The sequence below is a fragment of the Streptomyces sp. NPDC045470 genome (genome assembly GCF_040646595.1).
GTDB lineage: Bacteria > Actinomycetota > Actinomycetes > Streptomycetales > Streptomycetaceae > Streptomyces.
Window position 1 is genome coordinate 418,477 of the sequence record NZ_JBEZAN010000001.1, and the last position, 23,065, is coordinate 441,541.

The window sequence follows — 23,065 nt, forward strand, 5'->3', positions numbered from 1 at the left end:
CCGGCGCCCCCCTCTTCTCGGCGGCCCGCCCGCCGACGGCTCCACCCGGCCCGCCCTCCCGGCGGCTCCGTACGCCGGGGCACCCGTACGGAGCGCACGGTCACCGCGCGCGCGGGGCGCACGAGCGGGCTCCGCGGGGGCCTTCGGACCTATCCGCCCGGCGCCGCTCCGCGTAGGCTTCCAGTAACCCGCGCAACCCGTTGCCGCCCGGCCCCTCACCGATCGGAGTCCCCCGGTGCCGCTGCTTCCCGGAGCCGAGCCGTTCCGCCGCGACGGCGGCCGGACCGGCGTCCTCGTCTGCCACGGTTTCACCGGCTCCCCCCAGTCCGTACGCCCCTGGGCCGAGTACCTGGCTGACCGCGGCCTGACGGTCTCGCTCCCCCTGCTGCCAGGACACGGCACCCGCGGGCAGGACATGCAGCTCACCACCTGGCAGGACTGGTACGCCGAGGTCGACCGCGAGCTGCGGTCGCTGTCCGAACGGTGCGAGCAGGTCTTCGTCTGCGGCCTGTCGATGGGCGGCGCGCTGGCACTGCGGCTGGCCGAGGTGCACGGCCCCGCCGTCAGCGGCCTGGTGCTGGTCAATCCGGGCAACAAGGTGCACGACGCGGCCGCCCCGCTGCTGCCGGTGCTGCGGCACCTGATCCGTACGACCAAGGGCGTGGCGAACGACATCGCCAAGCCGGGGTCCGTCGAGACCGGTTACGGCCGGGTGCCGCTGCACGCCGCGCACTCGCTGCGCCGTCTCTTCCAGCTCGTCGATGCCGAACTGCCCCGGGTCACCCAGCCGTTGCTGGTACTGACCAGCCCGCAGGACCACGTCGTGCCGCCCGCCGACTCCGAGCGCATCCTGAGCCGGGTGTCCTCCAAGGACGTACGGCAGACGCTGCTGGAGCGCAGCTACCACGTCGCCACGCTCGACCACGACGCCGAGCGGATCTTCGAGGACACCTACGACTTCATCGCCCGTCTGGCACCGAGCGTGCGCACGGGCGTGGAGAGTGAGGAGACGGCCACCGGTGGAGGAGCGTAGCCCCCGCGACCCGCTGGACGAGGAAGCCGCCTGGGCCGAGATCGTGGCCGGGTACGGCAAGGCGCCCGCCTTCCCGGACGAGGACGGGCCGGTCTCCAGCACGGGCCCGAAGACGGCCGGCGGGCCGTCCGACAGCGGCGGCACGGACAGCGGGCCGGACCGCGCCGACGTGGGCGGGGCAGGTGAAGACCGTGCCGGCCTGGGCAGGACGGGTGAGGACCGCGCCGACGGCGGGCGGCGGTCCGACGGCAAGCCTCCCGAGAAGACCGGCCCGGGACGCCCGGACCGTACGGAACGCGCTGATCACACCGACCGTCCGGACCCAGCGGACCGCACCGACCGGGACGACGGCGGCCTGACGGTCGAGGAGCGGCCGCGCAGCGAGCCCTCCCCCGGCGCCCCGGACAGGCCCGGCGCGAACGGCGTGGGCAGCTTCGTGGTCTTCGCGCCCGGCGTCGGCCCGCGCGACTGGTCGGCGGCCGAGGCGTCCGACGACGAGCCCGACGGGACGGACGAGGGGCACTTCGTGCCGCCCGAGCCGCCTCCGCTGCCCAAGGCCGACGTGACGACCAAGTTCGCCTGGATCGCGGTGCTCGGCGGGCCGCTGCTGCTGGTGCTCATGGTGCTGTTGCAGCAGCCCGTCACCTGGTGGATGACGTTGCTGGGCATCGGCGGCTTCCTGGGCGGCTTCGCGACGCTGGTGGCCCGGATGAAGCACGACGACGAGGACGACGAGGAGCTGCCGGGCGGCGGCGCGGTCGTATGACCGCACCGGCCGCCGCCCACGGCCGTACCGCCGTCCCCCGCACGCCCCGGGATTCACCCTCGCGCGCCAGGTGTCCTGACCGACGTTGACGCCGCGAACGGGGAGGATCACGCCGAGTATCCGGCCGTGTTCCCGGGAGGACCCCCGTGCGCCATCCGCTCTCGTCGTCATGCCCCCGTCCACGTCGTCGCGTCCGGGTGGCGGCCGCCGCCGCGACGGCCGCCGCGGTGACGGGCCTGCTGGCCACCGTGCCCGCCGCCGCCAGTCCGCCGCAGCAGCGGCAGGCTCCCGGTCCTGGCGCGGTGGTCTCCGTCGGCGACTCCTACATCTCCGGCGAGGCCGGGCGCTGGGCCGGCAACAGCGACGCCAACCCGGCCAACTTCCCCCGCATCGACGCGCTGGGCCCGAGCGCGTACTTCGACAACGCGGGCCGCACCGCCGAGCGCATCCCGAAGTGCCACCGCTCGCGCTCCGCCGAGATCCACCTCGGGCTGCCCGGCACCGAGAGCGAGAACCTGGCCTGCTCCGGTGCCCGTACCGACTCCTTCCGGGCCTCGAACGGCGTCGCCAAGCCGGGGCTGGACTTCTCGGACGCGGCCGGGGTGCCCGGCCAGGCCAAGCAGTTGGAGGAGTACGCGCGCGACCACCCGGTGGACATGGTCGCCGTCTCGGTCGGCGGCAACGACTTCCGCTTCGGCGACGTCGTCAAGTCCTGCGTCCTGGCCTACCTCAGTCCGCTGCCGAAGTCGTGCAGCCAGGACCCGGCCAACCGGGCCCGGTTCACCGACCAAGCGGTGGAGCAGCGGGCGGACGACATCGCGGGCGGGCTGCGCAACGTCAAGCAGGCGATGCTGCGGGCCGGGCACGAGACCGACGAGTACGACGTGATCGTGCAGAACTACCCGGCGCCCATCCCGCACGGCCGCGACTTCCGCTACCCCGCGCCGCTGGGCGCGCGCCAGACCCTGGGCGGCTGCGCGTTCAACGACCGGGACGCCGACTGGGCGGTGGACAGCGTGCTGCCGGCCGTCGGCCGGGCCGTGCAGCGGGGCATCGACAAGAGCGGGCTGGACAATGTCCGCTTCCTCGACCTCACGCACAGCTTCGACGGGCACCGGCTGTGCGAGCGCGGCGTCGGGCTGGTCGACCCGGTGCGCGGCACGGTGAAGCGGTGGACCGACCCGGGCGCGGCCGACAAGACCGAGTGGATCAGCTGGGTGCGGACGGTCACCGCGGTGCTGCCGCCGTTCCAGGTGCAGGAGGCGCTGCACCCGAACCACTGGGGCCAGCTCGCCCTGCGGAACTGCCTGCGGCAGGCGTACACCTCACTCAACAGCGACAAGGCCCCCAAGAGCCGTCTGACCTGCACCGGCGGCGGTCCCGGCCTCAACGGGCGGGGCGAACCGAGGATGACGCTGTCCTGAGCGGCGCCGGGTCCGGAGCGGTGCTCAGGGCCCGGTGACCGGCACCCGCAGCACGGCCAGTACCGGCAGGTGATCGGTGGCTGCGAGCAGGTCGCCGTGGGCGAGGCCCGGCAGGTCGCGCGGTACACCGCAGCCCAGCACCTCGACGCCGTCGGTCGTGAAGACGGCGTCGATGCGCTGGTGCGGGTCGTGGGGCGTGGAGGTGTACTCGCCGCCCCACGGCGCCGCCGTCCAGGCGTCGGTGAGCGAGCCCGCCAGCCGCCGGAAGGCACGCCCGTCCGGCCGGTCGTTCAGATCACCGGCCGCGACGGCGTACGGGGTGTCCAACGCGCGCAGCCGCTCCAGCAGCAGGCCCGCCTGGCCGTACCGCTCGTCGGCCTGAAGGCTGAGGTGGCAGCTGAGCAGGCCGACCCGGGCGCCCCCGATCCGTACCACCGCGGTCGCGAAACCGCGCTGGTGCAGGCCGGGGGTGCGGGGCAGCAGGACGTCCTCGGTGCGTTCCACGTGGGCGCGCAGCGAGGACAGGATCATCGGGCCGGCGGCGGTGGCGCCGCCCGTCACGTGCACCAGGTCCGTCGCCCGGCACAGCCTGGCCACGCTCTTGCGCCAGCGGAAGAACCGCGGCGCCTCCTGCACGAGCACGACGTCCGGGGCGCAGGCCCGGATCACCCGGGCCAGCGCCGCGCGGTCGTCGCGCAGGGAGCGGACGTTGTAGCTGAGCACACGGAGCACGGCCGAGCCGCTCCGCTCCGTTCCGCCTCCGCTCGATGCGAAGTCCTCGGGAGCGGAGCCCGGCTCGGTACGGGAGGCGGGCAGCGCGGCCGGCACCGCGGGTCAGCCCTGGCGTGCCAGGTCGGCGGCGCCGACCAGTCCGGCCTTGCCGCCGAGCTGGGCGGCGAGCACCTGGGCGTGCGGACGCCACTGGTTGCCCACCAGCCAGCGGCGGAAGGACTTGCGGATCGGGTCGAGGACCAGTTCGCCCTCGTCCGAGACGCCGCCGCCGACGATGAAGGCGGACGGGTCGAAGAGCGAGGCCAGGTCGGCGAGGCCCGCGCCGGCCCAGCGGGCCAGCTCGCGGAAGGAGTCGACGGCGACCGGGTCGCCCTGGCGGGCGGCCTCGCTGATGTGCCGGCCCTCGATGCCCTCGGAGGTGCCGTCGCCCAGCGACAGCAGCACCTCGGCGTTCTCGGGGGTGGCGAAGGCGCGCTGGCGGGCGTAGCGCAGCAGGGCGCGGCCCGAGGCGTACTGCTCCCAGCAGCCCTGGCTGCCGCAGCCGCACAGCAGGCCGTCCGGTACGACGCGGATGTGGCCGAACTCGGCGGCGACGCCGAACCGGCCGCGGCGCAGCTTGTTGCCGATGATGATGCCGCCGCCCAGGCCGGTGCCCAGGGTGATGCAGATGACGTCGCTGTGGCCCTGGCCGGCGCCGAAGCGGTACTCGCCCCAGGCCGCCGCGTTGGCGTCGTTCTCGACGACGACGGGCAGGCCGACGCGCTGTTCGACCTTGTCCTTCAGCGGCTCGTGGCGCCAGTCGATGTTGGGCGCGAACAGGACGGTGGCCCGCTTCTCATCCACATAACCGGCGGCACCGATGCCGACGGCCTCGACCTGGTGGTCGGCGCCGACGGTGCGGACGGCGTCGGCGATGGCCTCCGTCAGCTCGTCGGTGGCCTGCGGGGTCGGCACCTTGCACGTTTCGAGGATCGTGCCCTCTTCGTCGACCACGCCGGCCGCGATCTTCGTGCCGCCGATGTCGACGCCGATGGTGAGTCCCATGTGTCCCTCAGTTATTGGTCGTACCCCGCCGCGTACAACCGTACCGGAGTGCGGGGCGGCGCCCGTGCCCTCCGGCCGCGGGACGAGGGTCAGTCGAGGTCGATCCGCTCGGTGCCCGTCGGTCCTTCGTCGTCCCGGCGGGCGCCCGGGTCGTCACGCTTGTCGCGGGTGTCGCCGCCGTCGCGGCCGGCGCCCGGCCCGGCGGCCTCCCGCGGGTCGGCCTGCGCGGCCTCGTCGGCGGCCTCGCGGGTCCAGCGGCGCTCGCTGCTCTCGACGGCCGAACGGTAGGCGGCCAGCAGCTCGGACCCGGCGGCGGCGAGGTGGTCGAAGACCTCCGGGTTGCGTTCGACGACCGGCTCGACGACGGCCTTGGCCTGCCGGAAGAGCTGCTGCACGGCGCCCTGCGCGGCCATACCGGCGAGCGCGCCCGGCAACTGGATGCCGGCGAGCTTGTCGGTGACGGCCTCCGCGAGGCGGCGCAGTTCCTCGGCGGCGCTGCCCGGCGGCGGGCCGTACTGCGCGCGGCGGCGGGCCTTCTCGGCCGCCAGGTCCTCGGCGCAGGCCGTTTCCCAGGCATCGGCGTCGAACCGGTCCGTACGGTCGGCGGGGCGCTCGGTGGCATCGCTCATGGCGGACTCACTCCTGCGGCGAGGCGGATCTGGACCCGCGTGGGCGGCGGGTGCGCGGCGGTGCTGCTTCTCCCGACGTTACCCGAACGGCGGTGTGCCGTTCAGTGTCCGCGGGGCCAGAGGTCCGGGTCGGGGGTGAAGCGGATGTGCAGCGCGCCGTCGCGCAGCCCGGCGCCGGAGACCGAACAGCGGCGCAGCGCGGAGGGCAGGGTGCGTATCCGCCGGAAGCGGCCGGCGGTGACGACGACCTCGTCGCCGCGCCGCAGCAGGCCCAGCCCGTCGCGTTCGGCGCCCGGCAGCGGCACCCGCCACACCAGGATGCCGTCCGGGGCCAGCCGGTCCTCCACGGTCCACGGGTCGTCGGCGCCGCCGGGCGCGGCCGGCTCCCCGACCGTGCCGCGGCAGAGCTCGTCCAGGTCCTCGGTGCCCTCGGGGTCGCGGCCCAGGTGCGGCACCTCGACGACCGGCGCCTCGGGGAACTCCTCGCGGAGCGCCTTGAGCGCGCTCTGCTGCTGTCCGGAGAGCGCGGCCAGGAACGGGTCGGCCGACCCGGTGGGCAGCAGCCGGTTCGCGACGACGGCGTCGGTGCGGTGCCCGTACAGGGCGAGGCCCGAGCGCACCTCCCGCAGGTCCGCGACGGCGGCCGGGCCCGCGTCGGTGACGATCCGTACGGTCGTGCCCGGGTGGTCGATGATCCGTTGTACGGCGGCGAGTTCGTGCTCCCAGCGCTCCGCGGCCTCGTACAGCTTCTGGGTGGGCATCTGCACGCCCGCCAGTTGGGCCAGCACCGGCCGCAGCGCGCGGGCGGCCTGGCGTTCGGGCGGCAGCAGGCGGCGGAGGTAGCGGCGGGCCTGTTCGGGCAGGGCGAGCAGGGCGACGGTGTCGGCGGCGGGCGGCATGTCGACGACGACCGTCTGCGGGCCGTCGGGCCCGCCGGCCGCTTCGTGGGCCGCGCGCAGCTCGTGGAGCAGCGCGAACGCCTCCGCGCCGGGCAGTTCGGTCAGTTCGTCCTCGTCCAGGGGTGCGGCGCCCAGCAGGTCGAGGGCGGCGCCCGCGCGCTCCTGGAAGGCGAGGACCTCCCGGCGGAAGTGGTCGCCGGCGTCTACGCGCCGGGTGTGCAGGCCGGGCACGACGGGCACCGGGCCGTCACCGGGGCGGCCCGGGCGGGTGCCCAGGGCGCGTTCCGCCGCGCCGCCGCGGGCGGTGAGCAGCAGGACGCGCTCACCGCGCCGGGCACCGGCCAGGGCGGTGGCGGCGGCGATGGTGGTACGGCCGGCGCCGCCGGGGCCGGTGACGAGGACGGTACGCATGGTCAGCGGCTCTTGGCCTCGCCGGCGGGGCCCACGGGGCCGCTCTCGACGCGCTTCTTCAGCCCGTCCAGCGCGCGGTCGATGATGACCTTCTCCGCCTTGCGCTTGATCATGCCCAGCATCGGGATCTTGACGTCCACGGTGAGCTGATACGTCACTTCGGTGTGCGCGCCGCCGGCCAGCGGTACCAGCCGGTAGGAGCCGTCGAGGGTGCGCAGCATCTGGGACTTCACCAGTGACCAGTTGACCTCGTGGTCGCTGATCCAGGTGTAGGCGAGGGTGTGGTCGTCCTTGATCGCGCCGGCGTCCAGCAGCAGGCGGACCTGCTCGGCGCGGCCCTGGTCGTCCTTGCTGAGGATCTCGGCTTCCTTGACCTCGCCGGTCCAGTCCGGATAGCGGTCGAAGTCGGCGATCACTCCCATCACCTCGGCGGGTGCCGCCTCGATCGTGATGCTAGAGCTGGTGTGTTCGGCCATCGCCGTGACTCCTCCATGCCGATTCGTGCCGGTCCGCCAGACGCGTATCCCTGCTGCTGAAGGCTACCGCGCGGCGAAAGCGCGCCGGACCGGCCTCCCGGCCGATCCGGTCGGCCCCGGAGACGGCCCCCGGGAGGGCCCTCCGGGAAGACCCCGGGAAGGCCCCGGAAGGCCGTCACCACTCCAGGACGTACGGCGCTCCCGTCGCGTTGAAGTGCCCCACGTTGACGCACTCGGTGCCGCCGACGCGTACCCGCCGGGCCAGCGGCTGATGCACGTGACCGAAGAGCGCGTAGCGGGGCCGGGTCCGGCGGATCGCGTCCAGGAGGGCGGCGCTGCCGCGTTCGAAGCGGCGGGCGACGACGTCGTAGCAGAGCTCCGGGACGTCCGGCGGGATGTGCGTGCACAGCACGTCCACCTCGCCGACGGCCTCGACCTTGGCGGCGTACTCCTCGTCGCTGATTTCGTACGGGGTACGCATGGGGGTCGTCAGCCCGCCGCCGACGAACCCGAAGACGCGGCCGCCGATCTCCACCCGCTCGCCGTCCAGGACGGTGGTGCCGGGTCCGGCGTACTCGGGCCACAGGTGGGGGAGGTCCACGTTGCCGTACGTGGCGTACGTCCGCTCCGGGAAGGCGGCGAACAGTTCGGCGTACTGGCGGCGGACGGCCTCCTCGATCACAGCCATCCGGCCGCCGCCCTCGCGCTCGATGTCGCCCCACAGGCGGCGGCCCAGCGCGCGGGCCTCCTCGAAGCGGCGGGCGGTGCGCAGCTCGACCAGCCGGTGGGCGTTCTCGGTGCCGAAGAGGTCGGGGAAGATGCCGCGGGAGTGGTCGGCGTAGTCGAGGAAGAGCACCAGGTCTCCCAGGCAGACCAGGGCGTCGGCCCCGTCGCCCGCCGTGGCGAGGTCCCGCCCGTTGCCGTGTACGTCGCTGACCACATGGACTCGCATGCCGGTCACCCTAGATCGAAAGCCGTACGCCCGGGAGGGGGGCCGGAGGTGCCGCCGGGAGACGGGTCCGACCTGCGGTTACTTCCCGGTCACCGAAAGCCTGGTCTAGTCTGCGCGAAGCAGTCCCAAGGCGTGTCCGGACGCGCGTCACGCAGCGTGTGACGCATCGAACATCTGGGCGTAACCCCCTATCCCAAAAGCAATACCGGTGGGTAACGTCCGGGCAGTCCACCACCCCCCCTGCCTGATCATGGACCGCAGCCGGCCAGCACACAGCGTCGTGACGCCGGCGCCATAGAGGAGCAGCAGTCTTGCGCGAGTTCAGCCTTCCGGCCCTGTACGAGGTCCCCGCGGACGGCAACCTGACGGATCTGATCCGCCGCAATGCCGCGCAGCACCCCGATGTCGCTGTCATGGGCCGCAAGGTCGACGGCCGGTGGCAGGACGTGACGGCCACCGTCTTCCTCGCCGAGGTACGGGCCGCCGCCAAGGGCCTGATGGCCGCCGGCATCCGGCCCGGCGACCGGATCGGCCTGATGTCGCGCACCCGGTACGAGTGGACCCTGCTGGACTTCGCGATCTGGAGCGCGGGCGCGGTCACCGTCCCGGTCTACGAGACCAGCTCCGCCGAACAGGTGCAGTGGATCCTCGGCGACTCCGGCGCGGTGGCCTGCGTGGTCGAATCCCCCGCGCAGGAGGCCGCCGTCGAGTCCGTACGGGACCGGCTGCCCGCGCTGGAGAACATCTGGCAGATCGAGCGGGACGCGGTCGCCCGGCTGCGCGCGGCCGGCGCCGGTGTCACCGACGCGGAGGTGGACGAGCGCAGCGCCCTCGCCGACGCCGACTCGCCCGCCACCATCGTGTACACCTCCGGCACCACCGGCCGGCCCAAGGGCTGTGTGCTCACCCACCGCAGCTTCTTCGCCGAGTGCGGCAACGTCGTCGAACGTCTCAAACCCCTCTTCCGCACCGGCCACTCCTCGGTCCTGCTCTTCCTGCCGGTGGCCCACGTCTTCGGACGGCTGGTGCAGGTGGCCTCGGTCATGGCCCCCATCAAGCTCGGCCACGCCCCCGACATCAAGAACCTCACCGACGACCTTGCCTCGTTCCGCCCGACACTGATCCTCGGCGTCCCCCGGGTCTTCGAGAAGGTCTACAACGCGGCGCGGGCCAAGGCGCAGTCCGAGGGCAAAGGCAAGATCTTCGACCGGGCCGCCGAGACGGCCATCGCCTACAGCCGCGCGCTGGACACCCAGGCCGGGCCCGCCCTCGGCCTGCGGATCAAGCACAAGCTCTTCGACAAGCTGGTCTTCGGCAAGCTGCGCGCCGTGCTCGGCGGCCGGGCCACCCACGCCATCTCCGGCGGCGCGCCGCTGGGCGAGCGCCTGGGCCACTTCTACCGGGGCATCGGCTTCACCGCCCTGGAGGGCTACGGCCTGACGGAGTCCTGCGCGGCCACCGCCTTCAACCCGTGGGACCGCCAGAAGATCGGTACGGTCGGCCAGCCGCTGCCCGGCTCGGTGGTGCGCATCGCCGACGACGGCGAGGTGCTGCTGCACGGCGAGCACCTGTTCACCGAGTACTGGAACAACGAGTCGGCGACCAAGGAAGCGCTCTCCGACGGCTGGTTCCACACCGGTGACATCGGCACCCTCGACGAGGACGGCTACCTCGCGATCACCGGCCGCAAGAAGGAGATCCTGGTGACGGCGGGCGGCAAGAACGTCGCCCCGGCCGTCATCGAGGACCGCATCCGCGCGCACGCGCTGATCGCCGAGTGCATGGTCGTCGGCGACGGCCGCCCCTTCGTCGGCGCGCTGGTCACCCTCGACGAGGAGTTCCTGCCGCGCTGGGCGACGGAGCACGGCCGCCCGGCCGGGCAGAGCGTCACCGAGCTGAGCAAGGACCCGGAGCTGCTGGCCGCGGTGCAGCGGGCGGTGGACGACGGCAACGCGGCCGTCTCCAAGGCCGAGTCGGTACGCAAGTTCCGCATCCTGCCGACGCAGTTCACCGAGGAGTCCGGGCACGTCACGCCGTCGCTGAAGCTCAAGCGCAACGTGGTGGCGAAGGACTTCGCCGAGGAGATCGAGGCGATCTACCGCGCGTGACGCGCGGACGTACCGACACCCTTCCGGACGCCGGGCGGGCCGCGCACCCGGCCGCCCGGCGTCCGCGCGTCCGGCTACAGCAGCTCCTTGAGCCGCTCCGCCAGCAGGTCCCAGCGCCACTTCTCCTCCACCCAGGCGCGGCCGCGCTCGCCCATGCGGCGGCGGGCGGCGGGGTCCTTCAGCAGCGCGACGACGCGTTCGGCGGTGACCGTCGGGGAGCCGCCCGGGACGACGTACCCCGTCTCGCCGTCCAGCACGGCGTCCGGCGCGCCGCCGGAGTCCCCCGCCACGACCGGCAGTCCGGTGGCGGACGCCTCCAGGTAGACGATGCCCAGACCCTCCACGTCCAGCCCGCCGCGCCGGGTACGGCACGGCATCGCGAAGACGTCGCCCGCGCCGTAGTGGGCGGGCAGTTCCTCCCACGGCACGGCCCCGGTGAAGCGCACCGCGTCGGCGACGCCCTTCTCGACGGCGAGCGCGTGCAGTTGCTTCTCGTACGGGCCGCCGCCCACGATCAGCAGCACCGCGTCCGGCACGTCGGCCAGGATGCGCGGCATCGCCTCGATCAGGGTGTCCTGGCCCTTGCGCGGCACCAGCCGGGAGACGCAGACGACGACCGGCCGCTCGGCGAGCCCGAGGCGGGCCCGTACCCCGTCGCCGCCCGAACCGGGGTGGAAGGTCTTCTCGTCCACGCCGGGCGGCAGTTGCGTCATCCGCCCGGCGGCGGCCGGCGTCAGCGCGGCGGCGATCCGCGAGCGGGTGTACTCACCGAGATAGGTGATCGTGTCGGTGTCCTCGCCGATCCGCCGCAACAGGTGACGGGAGCCGGGGAGCTGCGCCCAGCCCGCCTCGTGCCCGTGCGTGGTGGCCACGATCCGGCGCGCGCCCGCCCGGCGCAGCGCGGGCGCCATCAGGCCGAGCGGCGCCGCGGCGCCGAACCACACCGAGGAGCAGCCGTGCCGGCGCAGCAGGGCGGTGGCCGTCCGGGTCACCCGGGGCGTCGGCAGCAGCATGGTCGTCCGGTCGCGTACGACCGGGAAGGGCTGCTCGGCGTCGAAGCGGGCGGTGGCCTCGACGCCCTCCTGGCCGCGCTTCCAGGTGGAGGCGTAGACCACGACCCGGTCCGGGTCCAGGCGCAGCGCCATGCTGTGCAGGAAGGCCTGGATGCCGCCGGGGCGGGGCGGGAAGTCGTTCGTGACGATCAGCGTCTTGTCCATTGCCCTGGCACAGTACCGGGTCACCGGACACGACCGGCGGGGGCCGCCCCGGCACGCGCGTGACTCGTCTACGGTCGTGACACGGCCCCGTCCACCGGGACGGACGGGCGGCCGCGGACGGCGGCGGACGACAGGACGAGGTGGCGATGGGCGGGGCCGGCAGCCGGCAGCCGAGGGACACGGTGCGCGCGTCGGCGCCGCCGGCGGCGGTCTGGGCCGCCACCCGGGCGGTCCTGCTGCTGTGCGTGTTCAAGGTGCTGGTGCTGCCCGGCCCGGACGTCACCAGCGACATCTCGGGCATCTACGCCGGCTGGTCCGAGGTCCTGAAGTCCGGCGCGTTCCCGCAGGACGACGTGACCTGGCAGTACCCGCCGGCCGCCGCGCTCGCCGTCCTCTCGCCCGGGCTGCTGCCCTTCCTGGACTACGCCTCGGCGTTCTTCGTCCTGGCGTGCGCCGCCGACGCCGTCACCTTCGCGCTGCTCCTGTACGCGGGCCGCCGGCCGGGCAAACGTCTCACCGGTGCCTGGGTCTGGACCGCGGGGGTCGCCCTGCTCGGCCCGACCGCGTACGCCCGGTACGACCTGATGGTCACCGCCGTGGCCGTCGCCGCGCTCTTCGCCGCCGCCCGGCGCCCGCGCGTCTCCGGCGCCCTGATCGCTTTCGGCGCGCTGCTGAAGGTCTGGCCGGTGCTGCTGCTGACCGGCGCTCCCCTGCGGGGCCGCCGCGCGCGGCACCTGTGGGGCGCGGCGGCCGTCGGCGCGCTGGCGATCACCGCGCTCTGCGTCGCCTGGGCCCCTGGCGGGCTGGCCTTCCTCACCTTCCAGCGTGACCGGGGTACGGAGGTGGAGTCGCTCGGCGGGCTCGTCTTCCATCTCGCCCGGCAGTTCGGCTGGGACGGCGAGGTGCTGCTGAACTACGGCTCGGTGGAGTTCGTCGGCCCGTACGTGCCGCTGGTCAGTTCCCTGGCGCTGCTCCTGACCGTGGCGGCCTTCGGCTGGCTGCTGCTGTGGCGGCTGCGCGCGCGGCGGTGCACGTCCGCCACGCTCGCCGACGCCGCCTTCACCGCCGTCCTGCTCTTCGTCACCACCAGCCGGGTGATCAGCCCGCAGTACATGATCTGGCTGGTGGGCGCGGCGGCCGTGTGCATGACGCTGCGGGCGAGCCGGATGGGACTGCCCGCCGTCCTGGTCCTGCTCGCGACCGGCGCGACGCTGTGGGAGTTCCCCGTCCGGTTCGTGGACGTCGTGGCCAGCGAGGGGAGCGGCGTCGTCCTGCTGGCCGTGCGCAACGTCCTGCTCGTGGCCGCTTCGCTGTCCGCCTGCCGCCGGCTGTGGCGCTCGACGGTCACCGGGCCGCGGCGCGTCACCGCAACTGCCGCACCACGTACGCCTGCCACCGCCGGGTGAACTCCGCCGGGCTCAGGCCCAGTTGGTCGCGCATCGCCCGCCCGGCGCTCTCCGGGCCGCCCCGGCCCGCCGCCCGGTAGAACGCGCCGAGCCGCTGCTCGCCCCAGTCGTCGGCGATCATGCGGCAGGCCAGCCAGCCTCCCTCGTACGCGCGGGCCAGCTCCCGCGCGCTGCGGCCGAAGCGGAAGTCGCCGTCGGCCGGCAGCCGGGACGGCGGGGTGCCCTTGGCCACGGCGTGCGCGAGTTCGGGGGCGGTGGCGGCGGCCGGGTGGCTGTCGCCGCGGTAGGCGGCCCAGTCGGCGAAACCCTCGGAGAGCCAGAGCGGGGTGGCGGAGGTGGTGGCCGTACGCGTCGCGACGTGGGTGGCCTCGTGGGTCAGTACGGTCTGGCGCCCGGCGGCGGACAGTTCGCCGTACGCCTCCGGATTGACGACGACCCGGTCGGCCGGTGCCGCCGGCGCCGCGCCCGCCTCGCCGGTCGTGACGGCCGCTATGCCCCGGTAGCCGGAGGGGTCGGCGGCGTTCAGCAGCTCCGCCATCCCGTCCAGCGACTGCGGCGCCTCGACGACCACCCGCCCGGCCCACTTCCCGGGCCACGCCTCGGCGACGGCGGGCACGGCCGCGTCCGTACGGTCCGCCAGTTCGCGCAGTGCCGCGCTGCCGCGGCGGACACCGAGGACCAGGCTGTGGCGCCCCTTGACGACCTGGACCGGCCCCTGGTCCCACAGTTGGCGCGCGCTGCGCCGCCCGCTCCCGGCACCGTCCGAGTCGGAGCTGATCAGCCACCGGCCGCCGCGGTCGGTGAGCGTCAGGTACTGCACGGAGGTGACCGGCGCGTTGTCGTACCCGGTCAGCCGGTAGCGCAGCCGCACCTCGGCGGCCACCCGGCGGCCCTCCGCCCCGACCACCGCCGGCAGACCGAACGCGTCGGTCTTCACCAGCTCGTACGACCAGGCGCCCAGCGGCACCTGCGCGAGGTGGGCGAACACCGCCCGCTGCTGGTCGCGGTACGCGGACGCGTGCGGGTCGACCGAGGCGAGGAAGGCCCCGGCGTCCCGGTCGCGCACCGCCGCCGCGCGCCGGTCCAGCATCCGCTGGATGCCCGGCGGGGGGTCCTGCCCGCCCGCCGGGTCCTGGCAGCCCGTGAGCAGCGGCAGCAGCGCCAGCGGCAGGGTCGCGCAGAGCGCCGTCCTGATCCGCCGGGCCGTCCGCCGCGTTGTCCGTCGCCCTGCCACGCGGTTGATCGTAAGCACCGGCCGCGGGTACGGACAGCGGTCAGGGTCGGGTTACGGACGAGATGGGCATCATGCCGACGGGGTCCGAGCGCACCCGGGCCCCCGGATACGGCGCGTGCACCACCTGTCCGTTGCCCACATACATACCGACATGACTGGCGTCGTCCCGGTAGATGACCAGGTCCCCGGGCCTGGCCTGACTGACCTGAACCTGCCGCCCCGCGCCGCGCTGGGCTTGCGAGGTGCGCGGGATGGAGACTCCGGCCCGCGCGTAGGCCCACTGCATCAGTCCGGAGCAGTCGAAGGAGGAAGGGCCGGACCGCCCCCAGGCGTACGGGGAGCCGATCGCCCCGCGCACCGCCTGGACGGCGGCCCCGGCCCGGCCGGAGGCGGGCGACGGCCCGGACAGGTCGGGCATCGACCGTCCGACTCCGCGGTTGGCGCGGTCGTAGGCGGCCCGGTCCGCGCCGGTCAGCGAGTTCAGCAGGCGCCGCGCCGCGGCCAGTTTGTCCTCGACGTCCTTCTTGTGGCGCACGACGGCCCGCCGGCTCGCCTCCAGGGCGGCCAGCTTCCCCGTCGCCTCCCGGCGCTCCTGCTCCAGACCGCGCTGGGCTCCCTGGAGTTCGCGCAGCTCCCCGGCCTGTTCGCCGTGGATGCGGTCCAGGGCGGCGGCCTTGTCGAGGTAGTGCGCCGGGTCCTCGGACAGGAGCAGCTTCAGGGCCGGGTCCAGACCGCCGGAGCGGTACTGGGCGGAGGCGACGGCGCCGAGCCGGCCGCGCAGCCGGTTGACGTGCTCCTGGCCGCGGGCCACCCGGTCCTGGAGGGCCGCCACGTCGGCCCGCAGCCTGCGCGCCCGCTCGTTGGCCCCGTTGAACTGCTCGGTGGCCTTCTCGGCCTGCTCGTAGAGGGCGTCGACGCGCGAGGTGACCTCGGCGGGCGCCGGGGCCGGGACGGCGTTGGCCGCTCCGGCGGACAGCGCGGCGGCTGCGGTGACCGCGGCGGCGGACAGGACGGTGGCCCTGGTCGCACCGGCCAGGCCGGACTGTGAGACACGGCGGTGGGACGCCACGTGAGGCCGCACTCCCTTCCGTGCAGCCCCTGCCGCCCGGGGCGGGCGGACACTGACCGGCAGCTGCGAGGGCAGACAGTAACGGCGCCGGTGGCCCGCGGCCAAAGACCCGCAACACCCGTCGCCGGTAGGGAAAAAGCCGCCCCGCCGGTGACTGCGCAGGTCACCGGCGGGGCGGGAAGTCAGCGGCGCACACCGCAATTCGCCCGATCGGGCGGCATGTCCGGCAGTGTCCCGCGAGCGCGGGACGCGGCCGACGGGACGTCAGACGCGGACGCCGAACTGGAAGGGCATGTTGTTGATCGACTCGTAGCGCACGGACGCGCCCGGCTTCGGCGCGTGCAGCACCTGGCCGTTGCCCGCGTACAGGCCGATGTGGTGCAGGTCGCCGTAGAAGAGCACCAGGTCGCCCGGCTTGAGCGCGCTCTGCGAGCTGATCCGAGTACCGGCGTTGGCCTGCGCCTGCGAGGTACGCGGCAGCGACTGGTCGGCCTGCGCGTACGCCCAGGAGGTCAGGCCCGAGCAGTCGAAGGAGGAGGGACCGGTGGCGCCCCACACGTAGGGCGAGCCGATCTTCGAGGCGGCCGCGGCCAGGGCGGCGGCGCCGCGCTGCGAGGCCGGGACGTCCTTGCCCAGGTCGGGGCGCTCGTTGCCGCGGCTGGAACGGCCCTGGTTCTGCTTCTTCTCCTCCTCCTTCCGCAGCTCTTCCTTCTCCTTGGCGGTCAGCGTGTTGAGGAGTTCCTGCGCCTTGGCGAGCTTGCCCTTGATCTCGTCCTTCTTGTCACCCAGTGCCTTGCGGGTGTCCGAGAGGTCCTTGATCTTGCCGGCGGCCTCCGCGCGCTCCTGCGCGAGCCGGCGCTGCTTGTCCGCGATGGTCTTCAGCTGCTCGGCCTGCTTGCCGCTCAGCTGGTCGAGGGTGGCGGCCTTGTCGAGGTAGGTGTCCGGGTCGCCGGAGAGGAAGAGCTGCACGGACGGGTCGATGCTGCCGCTGCGGTACTGGCCGGAGGCGACGGCGCCGAGGCCCTTGCGGAGCTCGTTCAGCTCGCCCTGGCCGCGGGCGACCTTGTCCTGGAGGGCGTCGACCTCCTTCTGGAGCTTCTCCTGGTCCTCCTTGGCCCCGTTGTACTTCTCGGTGGCCTGCTCCGCCTGCTCGTAGAGCTTGTCGACCTCGGACTTGACGTCTTCCTTCTTCGGCTTCGGGTCGGCATGGGCGGCCTGGGACGAGAGGGCGACGGCCGCCGCTGCGGTCGCGGTGAGGACGGTCACGCGCGTGCGGCTCGGCTGCTTGGGTCGACGGTGGGACGCCACGGAGGCGAGCTCCTTCTTCCTTCAGCCGCCTACCGGGCGTGGGGGGTACGGGACCCCGGCTCCGCGTGTGAACACCGCGGACTCGGCGGTTCCTTCACTGTTCATCCCGGGTGGATGATCAACTGCATGAAGGGTTGAGGCCTGACCTTAGTAACCGAGTTGTGATCGCTTCAAATCCTCACCGGAAAAAACTGCTGGATGCTCCTCATCCTTTACCAACATCACACAGGCAGTAATGGTCACTTGACACTCAGAGACGAACGACAGGCATGAGACGCCTCGTTGTTGGGTACACGTTTACCCCCGTCGCGAGCACCACAGCGCTCCGCCGGCTCCCCCTCGGACGCTCGGGCCAGACCTGCCCCGCGCTCCCCTCCGTGAAGCACGTCCCGGACAAGTCGTACGGACGGAACGTACGACTCAGGTACGGGCAAGTCGCTTCAGCAGCAGGGCCGATGCGACCGGCCGCGCACCCGCCTTGGCCACCCCGTCGGCCACCTCACGGTCCGTGGAGACGACCACCACCGGACGGCCGGGCGGCTCGGCCCGTACGAGCTGGCGGATCAGCTCGTCCGCCGTCACACCCGGCTTGCTGAAGAGGACCCTCACCCCGCGCGGCGGCGCGAGCAGCACCGGAGCGGCCAGCTCGGCACCGTCGAAGACACACGTCATCTCCGCGCCGGTCTGGGCGGCCAGCACCGCGAGGCCGCCCAGCAGCCGCAGCCGCTGCTTGTCCAACGGCATCGTGGGATAGCCGGTCTTGGTGACGTTGTAACCGTCCACCACCAGGTGGGCCTGCGGCAGCGCCAGCAGCTGGTCCAGCAGGGCGGGGTCGGTCTCCGACAGCGCGCGCGTGGCGATGTCCTTGGGCGTCATCTTGCCCGGTGCCACCGCGTCGACGGTGTCCGCCGGGTGGGTGTCGGCGGGCGGCAGCGCCAGCTCCCGGCGCAGCCCCTGGGCCGCGTCCAGGACGGTGTCCAGCAGCAGCCGCAGCCGCATGTCCTCGACGCTGCGGCCCTCGCGCGTGGCACGGCGGCTGGCCTCCAGCAGCGCCTCGACCTCCGCGACACGGGCCTTCAGGCGGCGCGCCTCGCTGTCGGCCACGGTCTTCTCCTGCGCGGCGGCGGCCCGTACGGACTCCACCTCCGCCGCGGCCTTGCGCGCCGCCGCCTCGCCCCGCTTGACGTCGCTGAGCGCGCTGCGCAGCTTGCGCTGCAACGACTCGTTCTCCTTGCGCAACGCGTCCAGGTCGTCGCGGGCGCGCTCGGCCTCGGCGCGGGCCTGCGCGCGGGACTGCGCCAGCTCCTCGCGCAGCGCGGCCAGCTCGCGTTCGGCCTCCTCGCCGGCCTGTTCCGCGCGGGCGCGCTGCGCCTCCTCGCCGGCCGCCGCGACCAGCTTGACCCAGCCCTCGGGACGCAGCACATAGGCCGCCGCCGCGACATCGAGCGGGTCGGCGGCGGCGGGCGGGGTGCCGTTGTCCAGCGCTTCGGCCAGTTCCGGCTGGGCCTCGCGCAGCCGGCCCGCGATCCGTTGCCGGAAGACCGCGTCGTTCTCCAGCGCGGCCGCCATCGCGTTGCCCGCGAATTTGGCCCGTCGGCTGGGGGTGAACCGGGCGTACTGGCGCAGCGGCGGCGGAAGTTCGGCGACCGTCAGGCCGCCGAAGGACTCCGCGGTGAGCGCCACGACCCGGCGCCGTACGCCCTCGGGCAGCGGACGGTCGAGCACCTCTTCCGCCTCGGCCGCACCGGCCTCGGCACCGTGCTCCGCCCCCGCAGGCCTTTCTGGACGCTCCACCACTGCTGCATCGCTCCGATCTCAGGCGCTCGACTCAGGCACCGGCGCCCGGCCGGTCGACCAGCTCGATCTGGTCGACCGCGTTGCACCAGCGGCAGCGCACGGACTCGATGCTCTCACTGAGCACCTCGCGTTCCTCCACCTTCGGCTCCCCGGCGAGGTCGAGGTGGAGGTACTCCACGACCTCGGAGCGGCGGGTCACGTCGAAGCGCGTCAGGTTGCCGCACAGGGTGCAGCGCCACCGGGTCCCGTCCGTCGGCAGGGGAACAGCCATGGTGTCGTCCTCTTTCGTCGCGCTCGGGCGAGCGGAGCTCGTGCTGTCGTTCGGGGGCTTCCCGCGGTGCGCCGTCGGACTGCGGAAGTACGCGGGGTACTGACCGTCAGAGCCTGTGCCATCACCCCGGCCAGGCTCCCGTCGCCTGGCCGGGGTGATGGCACAGGCTCTTACCCTACGGCCTGACGCCGCTACGGCGCGGGCCCGCCCGGGAGGCGGGACGCGGCGAGGCACTCTGTCCCGATTGCCCGTATTACGCCATGATCACTTCATGACGGCCCCGTTCCTGACCCCCCGGACGCCCCGCGCCCGCTCGGTGCTGACCGTGTTCTCCCGCATGACGAACGTCCTGATCGCCCTGTGCTGCGTGGTCTTCGTCGTCGGGCCCGCCTCCGGCCTCAACGGCATATACGGCACCGGCGACGCCGTCGTCCAGGCGCAGACCGCGTACTTCGAACGCTGGGGCGTCATCCCGCGTGACCTGTGGAGCGGCTCGCCCGGCCCGCTGCTCACCCCGCTGACCGCTCTGTTCGTGCACGGAAGCTGGCTGCACCTGCTGGGCAACGTCCTCTTCCTGTACGTCTTCGGCGGCATGGCCGAGGACCGCATGGGCCGGCTGCCGTTCACCCTCTTCTACCTCGTGACCGGCTATCTGGCCCTGATGGGCTACGCGGCCGCGCACGCCTCCTCGGGACAGACCCTGGTCGGCGCCTCCGGGGCGATCTCCGGGGTGCTGGGGGCGTTCCTCTACCTCTTCCCCAAGGCCCGGGTCACCAGCATCTACCCGTTCCTCTTCTTCCTGCCGCTCCGCTTCCCGGCGTGGATCGTGCTGCTGTTCTGGTTCGTCCTCCAGTGGATCGCCGCGCAGCGCGACCCCAGCAGCCCGGGTGTGGCCTACCTCGCCCACGTCGTGGGCTTCGCGGTGGGCTTCCTGTACGCCTGGGTGCGGTACCGGCCGAGCCCCGCTCCGCCCGGGGAAACGGCCGCGGCCACCGGTAGGGTGGACTCCGCCGGAACGGCGAAGCAGCAGGCGGCCGAGGGAGAGAGCCAACCGTGATCACTTCGATCGTGCTCATCAAGACCAGCGTGGACCAGATCCCGGAGATCGCGGAGAAGATCGCCGCGCTGGAGGGCGTCAGCGAGGTCTACTCGGTCACCGGTGCGCACGACCTGATCGCGCTGGTGCGGGTGGCCAGGCACGACGACCTGGCGGACGTCATCCCGGGCCGGATCAGCAAGGTGCCGGGCGTGGCCTCCACCGAGACGCACATCGCCTTCCGTACGTACTCCCAGCACGACCTGGAAGCGGCCTTCGCCATCGGCCTGGACGCCTGACCCGGACCGCCGCCGCGTACGAACCCGCGCCGCGGCGCCCGGACAGCGGAGCGCCGCGACGCGGGCGGTCGAAGGGGCTACGCCGCCGTGTCCGGCACGCAGCGCCCGTCCTCGGTGCGGTAGCTCCACCGCGCGCCCTGCGTCACCAGTTCCTTGACGGCCCGGACGAAACGCTCCACGTGCTCGTCGGGCGTACCGGCCCCGAAGCTCACCCGGATGGCGTTCAGGCTCCGCTCCCCCGGTGCCCCTTCGGGCGCGCCGCATTCCCCCGGGGCCTCGGACTCGGCGCCCAGCAGGGTCCGTACGAGGGGATGCGCGCAGAACAGCCCGTCGCGCACGCCGATGCCGTACTCCGCGGAGAGCGCCGCCGCGAAGTGCGAGCTGTTCCAGCCCTCGACGACGAAGGACAGCACGCCCACCCGCGGGGCGTCGTCCCCGAACAGCGAGAGCACCGTGACCTCGGGCACCTCGGCGAGGCCCGCCCGTACCCGCTCGACCAGTTGCTGCTCCCGGGCGACCAGGCCCTCGAAGCCCGCCTCGGTGAGCGCCTTGCAGGCGGCGGCGATGGCGTAGACGCCGATGACGTTGGGCGAACCGGCCTCGTGGCGGGCTGCGGTGGTGTGCCAGTCGACGTCCACGCCGCCGTCGGCGCGGCGCGCGACCGTACGGCTGGCGCCGCCGCCCGCGAGGTACGGCTCGGCCGCCTGGAGCCAGTCGGCGCGCCCGGCCAGCACTCCGGCCCCGAAGGGCGCGTACAGCTTGTGGCCGGAGAAGGCGACCCAGTCCACGTCCAGCTCGGCGATGTCGACCGGGTGGTGCGGGGCGAGCTGGGCGGCGTCGAGCACGATGCGCGCGCCGTGCGCGTGCGCCGCGGCGGCCAGCTCCCGTACGGGCCACAGCTCACCGGTCACATTGGAAGCACCCGTCACGCAGACCAGCGCGTTGCTGTAGGGCTCGCGCTCGGCCAGCGCCCGCTCCAGCGTGTCCACCGCCTGCCGCGGCGTACGGGGCGCGTCGAGGTACGTCACCTCGACGCCGGCGCGCTGCTCCCAGGGCAGCAGCGAGGCGTGGTGCTCGGTCTCGAAGACGAACACCCGGGTGCCGGCCGGCAGCACGGCGGCCAGCAGGTTCAGCGAGTCGGTGGTGGAGCGGGTGAAGACCACCTGGTCCCCCTCCCGGCACCCGAGGAAGCGGGAGACCTCCGCCCGGCTGTTCTCGAACAGGTCGGTGGACAACTGCGAGAGGTAGCCCGCGCCGCGGTGGACACTGCCGTAGTACGGGGCGTACGCGGCCACGTCGTCCCAGACGCGCTGGAGCGCCGGGGCGCTGGCGGCGATGTCCAGCGCCGCGTACTCGACCTCGCCGCCGGTGACGAGCGGGACCAGCACGTCCCGGCCCAGCACGGGCAACGGGGCGCAGACGGCGGCAGCGGAGACGGCATCAGTGGCGGCAGTGGCGGCGGCAGCGGAAACAGGCATGGCGAACTCCCGTGAGGGCAGAGCGAATTCGCTGTGGGGCACGCACGCCGAAGCGGGGCCGGCCGACAGCGGTGAAGGAAAAAGGGGGGTGCGGAAAAGGGGCCCGTACGGCCCTAACGCATTCGCTGCATCATGAGAGATCTCCCTCAAGGACCAGGATCCCTGGCACGAGGGATCCGCGCTTGCCGCAGACCTCGCTGCCTGCGACCTGGTCATCACCCGGGGCACCCCGCCACGGACGGAGGGTTGCCGGACAGCGGGCCGGGGCCGTAGTCGCTGTCACTCGTGACCTGGGCAGAATCATGCCACACGATCGGGAACGCGCAAGGCCCGGTCCGTATCCCGGACCGGGCCCCGCGTCACACCACAGCCGCCTCAGGCGTTGCTGGCCGCCACCCAGCGCTCCAACGCCCGGCGGGCCGCCCCCGAGTCGATCGCCTCGGCGGCCCGCTCGATGCCGGCCACGATCTGCTCGTTCAGCGGCGCCGCGGTCGGCTCCAGGGCCACCAGCGCCGCCGCCGAGTTGAGCAGCACCGCGTCCCGCACCGGTCCGGGCTCGCCGCCCAGCAGGCGGCGCGCCACGTCCGCGTTGTACGAGGCGTCGGCGCCGCGCAGCGCCTCCACGGGCACCAGGCCGATGCCCACGTCCCGCGGGTCGAAGGTCTCCTCGCGTACGCCGCCGTCCCGGACGACCCAGACCTTCGACGTGGCGGTGGTCGTCAGTTCGTCCAGCCCGTCGTCGCCGCGGAAGACCAGCGCGCTGGAGCCGCGTTCGGCCAGCACGCCGGCCAGGATCGGCGCCATCCGCGCGTCGGCGACGCCGGTGGCCTGCGCCCGTACCCGCGCCGGGTTGGTCAGCGGGCCCAGCACGTTGAACGTCGTGCGGATGCCCAGTTCGCGCCGGGCGGGCGCCACGTGCCGCAGCGACGGGTGGAACTTGACCGCGAAGCAGAAGGTGATCCCGGCCTCCTCGGCGACCTCGACGACCCGGCGCGGGGTCAGGTCCAGGTTGACGCCCAGCTTCTCCAGCACGTCGGACGCGCCGCTGGCCGACGAGGCGGCGCGGTTGCCGTGCTTGACGACCTTCGCGCCGGTGCCGGCCACCACGATCGAGGACATCGTGGAGATGTTGACGGTCTTGGCGCCGTCACCGCCGGTGCCGACGATGTCCACGCTCGGGCCCGGCACGTCGATGAGGTTGGCGTGCGCGTACATCGCCCGTACGAGACCGGTGATCTCGGCGACCGTCTCGCCCTTGGCGCGCAGCGCCACCGCGAAGCCCGCGATCTGCGCGTCGGTGGCCTCGCCGCGCATGATCCGGTCCATCGCCCACGCGGTGTCGTCGGCGCCCAGGTCGCGGCCCTGGAGGAGGGCGTCCAGTACGCCCGGCCAGGTGCGGACCGCCACGCTGTCGCCGCCGTTCGGGGTCGCAACGTTCATGGTCCACACTCCTGGATTCGTGTCCTGCTGGTGCCG

21 protein-coding genes and 1 riboswitch are annotated in these 23,065 nt (G+C 73.6%); of the genes, 7 read left to right on the forward strand and 14 right to left on the reverse strand.

Features of this window, described 5'->3' with window-relative positions:
* Positions 1-235 precede the first annotated feature (235 nt).
* From AB0A97_RS01765 to AB0A97_RS01775, 3 genes are all read left to right on the forward strand, one after another.
* Positions 236-1,033, forward strand: a complete 798-nt coding sequence (locus AB0A97_RS01765) for an alpha/beta fold hydrolase (RefSeq protein ID WP_361143010.1) — start codon at positions 236-238, stop codon at positions 1,031-1,033.
* Positions 1,020-1,799, forward strand: a complete 780-nt coding sequence (locus tag AB0A97_RS01770) for a hypothetical protein (RefSeq protein ID WP_361143012.1) — start codon at positions 1,020-1,022, stop codon at positions 1,797-1,799. Before AB0A97_RS01765 ends, AB0A97_RS01770 begins: the two co-directional genes overlap by 14 nt.
* A 197-nt stretch (positions 1,800-1,996) precedes the next feature.
* Entirely contained in the window at positions 1,997-3,223 is a 1,227-nt protein-coding gene (locus tag AB0A97_RS01775) for a hypothetical protein (protein WP_361143015.1), read from the forward strand.
* Positions 3,224-3,247: 24 nt separating this feature from the next.
* On the opposite strand, the gene AB0A97_RS01780 is transcribed toward AB0A97_RS01775, so the two are convergent.
* The 6 genes from AB0A97_RS01780 to AB0A97_RS01805 all read right to left on the reverse strand — a co-directional run bounded on the left by AB0A97_RS01780 (position 3,248) and on the right by AB0A97_RS01805 (position 8,366).
* Positions 3,248-3,955 carry an endonuclease/exonuclease/phosphatase family protein gene (locus AB0A97_RS01780; protein ID WP_361143018.1) on the reverse strand — a complete coding sequence of 236 codons (708 nt, stop codon included), beginning with the start codon at positions 3,953-3,955 and terminating at the stop codon, positions 3,248-3,250.
* Positions 3,956-4,057: 102 nt separating this feature from the next.
* Positions 4,058-4,999, reverse strand: a complete 942-nt coding sequence (locus tag AB0A97_RS01785; RefSeq protein WP_030020869.1) for an ROK family glucokinase — start codon at positions 4,997-4,999, stop codon at positions 4,058-4,060.
* A gap of 89 nt (positions 5,000-5,088) precedes the next feature.
* Entirely contained in the window at positions 5,089-5,628 is a 540-nt protein-coding gene (locus AB0A97_RS01790; protein ID WP_361143021.1) for a DUF5304 domain-containing protein, read from the reverse strand.
* 101 nt (positions 5,629-5,729) lie between these two features.
* Complete coding sequence (locus AB0A97_RS01795) at positions 5,730-6,938, reverse strand: ArsA-related P-loop ATPase (RefSeq protein ID WP_361143024.1); 1,209 nt, start codon at positions 6,936-6,938, stop codon at positions 5,730-5,732.
* Positions 6,939-6,940: 2 nt separating this feature from the next.
* Positions 6,941-7,414 carry an SRPBCC family protein gene (locus AB0A97_RS01800; RefSeq protein WP_361143027.1) on the reverse strand — a complete coding sequence of 158 codons (474 nt, stop codon included), beginning with the start codon at positions 7,412-7,414 and terminating at the stop codon, positions 6,941-6,943.
* 175 nt (positions 7,415-7,589) lie between these two features.
* The gene (locus AB0A97_RS01805) at positions 7,590-8,366 is read right to left on the reverse strand and encodes a metallophosphoesterase (protein WP_361143030.1); all 777 of its coding nucleotides are present in this window, start codon (positions 8,364-8,366) and stop codon (positions 7,590-7,592) included.
* A gap of 311 nt (positions 8,367-8,677) precedes the next feature.
* Between AB0A97_RS01805 and AB0A97_RS01810 the strand changes: the two genes are divergently transcribed.
* Positions 8,678-10,474, forward strand: coding sequence for an AMP-dependent synthetase/ligase (locus AB0A97_RS01810; RefSeq protein ID WP_361143033.1), 1,797 nt, complete (start codon positions 8,678-8,680; stop codon positions 10,472-10,474).
* Between the two features lie 74 nt (positions 10,475-10,548).
* Here the strand turns inward: AB0A97_RS01810 and AB0A97_RS01815 are convergent, their stop codons facing one another.
* On the reverse strand, positions 10,549-11,691 hold the full coding sequence (locus AB0A97_RS01815) for a glycosyltransferase family 4 protein (protein ID WP_361143035.1): 1,143 nt from the start codon (positions 11,689-11,691) through the stop codon (positions 10,549-10,551).
* 146 nt (positions 11,692-11,837) lie between these two features.
* Between AB0A97_RS01815 and AB0A97_RS01820 the strand changes: the two genes are divergently transcribed.
* On the forward strand, positions 11,838-13,097 hold the full coding sequence (locus AB0A97_RS01820; protein ID WP_361143038.1) for a glycosyltransferase family 87 protein: 1,260 nt from the start codon (positions 11,838-11,840) through the stop codon (positions 13,095-13,097).
* Here AB0A97_RS01820 and AB0A97_RS01825 read toward each other — a convergent pair.
* From AB0A97_RS01825 to AB0A97_RS01845, 5 genes are all read right to left on the reverse strand, one after another.
* Positions 13,054-14,331: a hypothetical protein gene (locus AB0A97_RS01825; protein ID WP_361143040.1), complete on the reverse strand. Its 1,278-nt coding sequence runs from the start codon at positions 14,329-14,331 to the stop codon at positions 13,054-13,056. The two genes, AB0A97_RS01820 and AB0A97_RS01825, sit on opposite strands and share 44 nt — an antisense overlap.
* Positions 14,332-14,371: 40 nt before the next feature.
* Positions 14,372-15,400, reverse strand: coding sequence for an NlpC/P60 family protein (locus tag AB0A97_RS01830; protein WP_361143043.1), 1,029 nt, complete (start codon positions 15,398-15,400; stop codon positions 14,372-14,374).
* A gap of 264 nt (positions 15,401-15,664) precedes the next feature.
* Complete coding sequence (locus tag AB0A97_RS01835) at positions 15,665-16,708, reverse strand: NlpC/P60 family protein (protein ID WP_361143046.1); 1,044 nt, start codon at positions 16,706-16,708, stop codon at positions 15,665-15,667.
* Positions 16,709-17,128: 420 nt separating this feature from the next.
* Positions 17,129-18,433 carry an NYN domain-containing protein gene (locus AB0A97_RS01840; protein WP_361145156.1) on the reverse strand — a complete coding sequence of 435 codons (1,305 nt, stop codon included), beginning with the start codon at positions 18,431-18,433 and terminating at the stop codon, positions 17,129-17,131.
* Between the two features lie 103 nt (positions 18,434-18,536).
* The gene (locus AB0A97_RS01845) at positions 18,537-18,776 is read right to left on the reverse strand and encodes a hypothetical protein (RefSeq protein ID WP_030020858.1); all 240 of its coding nucleotides are present in this window, start codon (positions 18,774-18,776) and stop codon (positions 18,537-18,539) included.
* A 337-nt stretch (positions 18,777-19,113) separates the two neighbouring features.
* Between AB0A97_RS01845 and AB0A97_RS01850 the strand changes: the two genes are divergently transcribed.
* Complete coding sequence (locus AB0A97_RS01850) at positions 19,114-19,833, forward strand: rhomboid family intramembrane serine protease (RefSeq protein WP_361145158.1); 720 nt, start codon at positions 19,114-19,116, stop codon at positions 19,831-19,833.
* Positions 19,830-20,111 (forward strand): Lrp/AsnC ligand binding domain-containing protein, encoded by a 282-nt coding sequence (locus tag AB0A97_RS01855; RefSeq protein WP_030020856.1) that lies wholly within the window; start codon positions 19,830-19,832, stop codon positions 20,109-20,111. Before AB0A97_RS01850 ends, AB0A97_RS01855 begins: the two co-directional genes overlap by 4 nt.
* A 77-nt stretch (positions 20,112-20,188) precedes the next feature.
* Here AB0A97_RS01855 and AB0A97_RS01860 read toward each other — a convergent pair whose 3' ends face one another.
* Positions 20,189-21,589, reverse strand: coding sequence for an aminotransferase class V-fold PLP-dependent enzyme (locus tag AB0A97_RS01860; protein WP_361143050.1), 1,401 nt, complete (start codon positions 21,587-21,589; stop codon positions 20,189-20,191).
* Between the two features lie 173 nt (positions 21,590-21,762).
* Positions 21,763-21,880: riboswitch (SAM riboswitch) on the reverse strand.
* A gap of 84 nt (positions 21,881-21,964) precedes the next feature.
* Positions 21,965-23,029, reverse strand: coding sequence for an anthranilate phosphoribosyltransferase (gene trpD, locus AB0A97_RS01865; RefSeq protein WP_361143053.1), 1,065 nt, complete (start codon positions 23,027-23,029; stop codon positions 21,965-21,967).
* Positions 23,030-23,065 lie beyond the last annotated feature (36 nt).

What these genes read in the sequence shown, in the direction of transcription:
- AB0A97_RS01785 (WP_030020869.1), bottom strand. Translation starts at nt 4,999, where the DNA reads ATGGGACTCACCATCGGCGTCGACATCGGCGGCACGAAGATCGCGGCC.
- AB0A97_RS01790 (WP_361143021.1), bottom strand. Translation starts at nt 5,628, where the DNA reads ATGAGCGATGCCACCGAGCGCCCCGCCGACCGTACGGACCGGTTCGAC.
- AB0A97_RS01795 (WP_361143024.1), bottom strand. Translation starts at nt 6,938, where the DNA reads ATGCGTACCGTCCTCGTCACCGGCCCCGGCGGCGCCGGCCGTACCACC.
- AB0A97_RS01800 (WP_361143027.1), bottom strand. Translation starts at nt 7,414, where the DNA reads ATGGCCGAACACACCAGCTCTAGCATCACGATCGAGGCGGCACCCGCC.
- AB0A97_RS01805 (WP_361143030.1), bottom strand. Translation starts at nt 8,366, where the DNA reads ATGCGAGTCCATGTGGTCAGCGACGTACACGGCAACGGGCGGGACCTC.
- AB0A97_RS01815 (WP_361143035.1), bottom strand. Translation starts at nt 11,691, where the DNA reads ATGGACAAGACGCTGATCGTCACGAACGACTTCCCGCCCCGCCCCGGC.
- AB0A97_RS01820 (WP_361143038.1), top strand. Translation starts at nt 11,838, where the DNA reads ATGGGCGGGGCCGGCAGCCGGCAGCCGAGGGACACGGTGCGCGCGTCG.
- AB0A97_RS01845 (WP_030020858.1), bottom strand. Translation starts at nt 18,776, where the DNA reads ATGGCTGTTCCCCTGCCGACGGACGGGACCCGGTGGCGCTGCACCCTG.
- AB0A97_RS01850 (WP_361145158.1), top strand. Translation starts at nt 19,114, where the DNA reads ATGACGAACGTCCTGATCGCCCTGTGCTGCGTGGTCTTCGTCGTCGGG.
- AB0A97_RS01860 (WP_361143050.1), bottom strand. Translation starts at nt 21,589, where the DNA reads ATGCCTGTTTCCGCTGCCGCCGCCACTGCCGCCACTGATGCCGTCTCC.
- trpD (WP_361143053.1), bottom strand. Translation starts at nt 23,029, where the DNA reads ATGAACGTTGCGACCCCGAACGGCGGCGACAGCGTGGCGGTCCGCACC.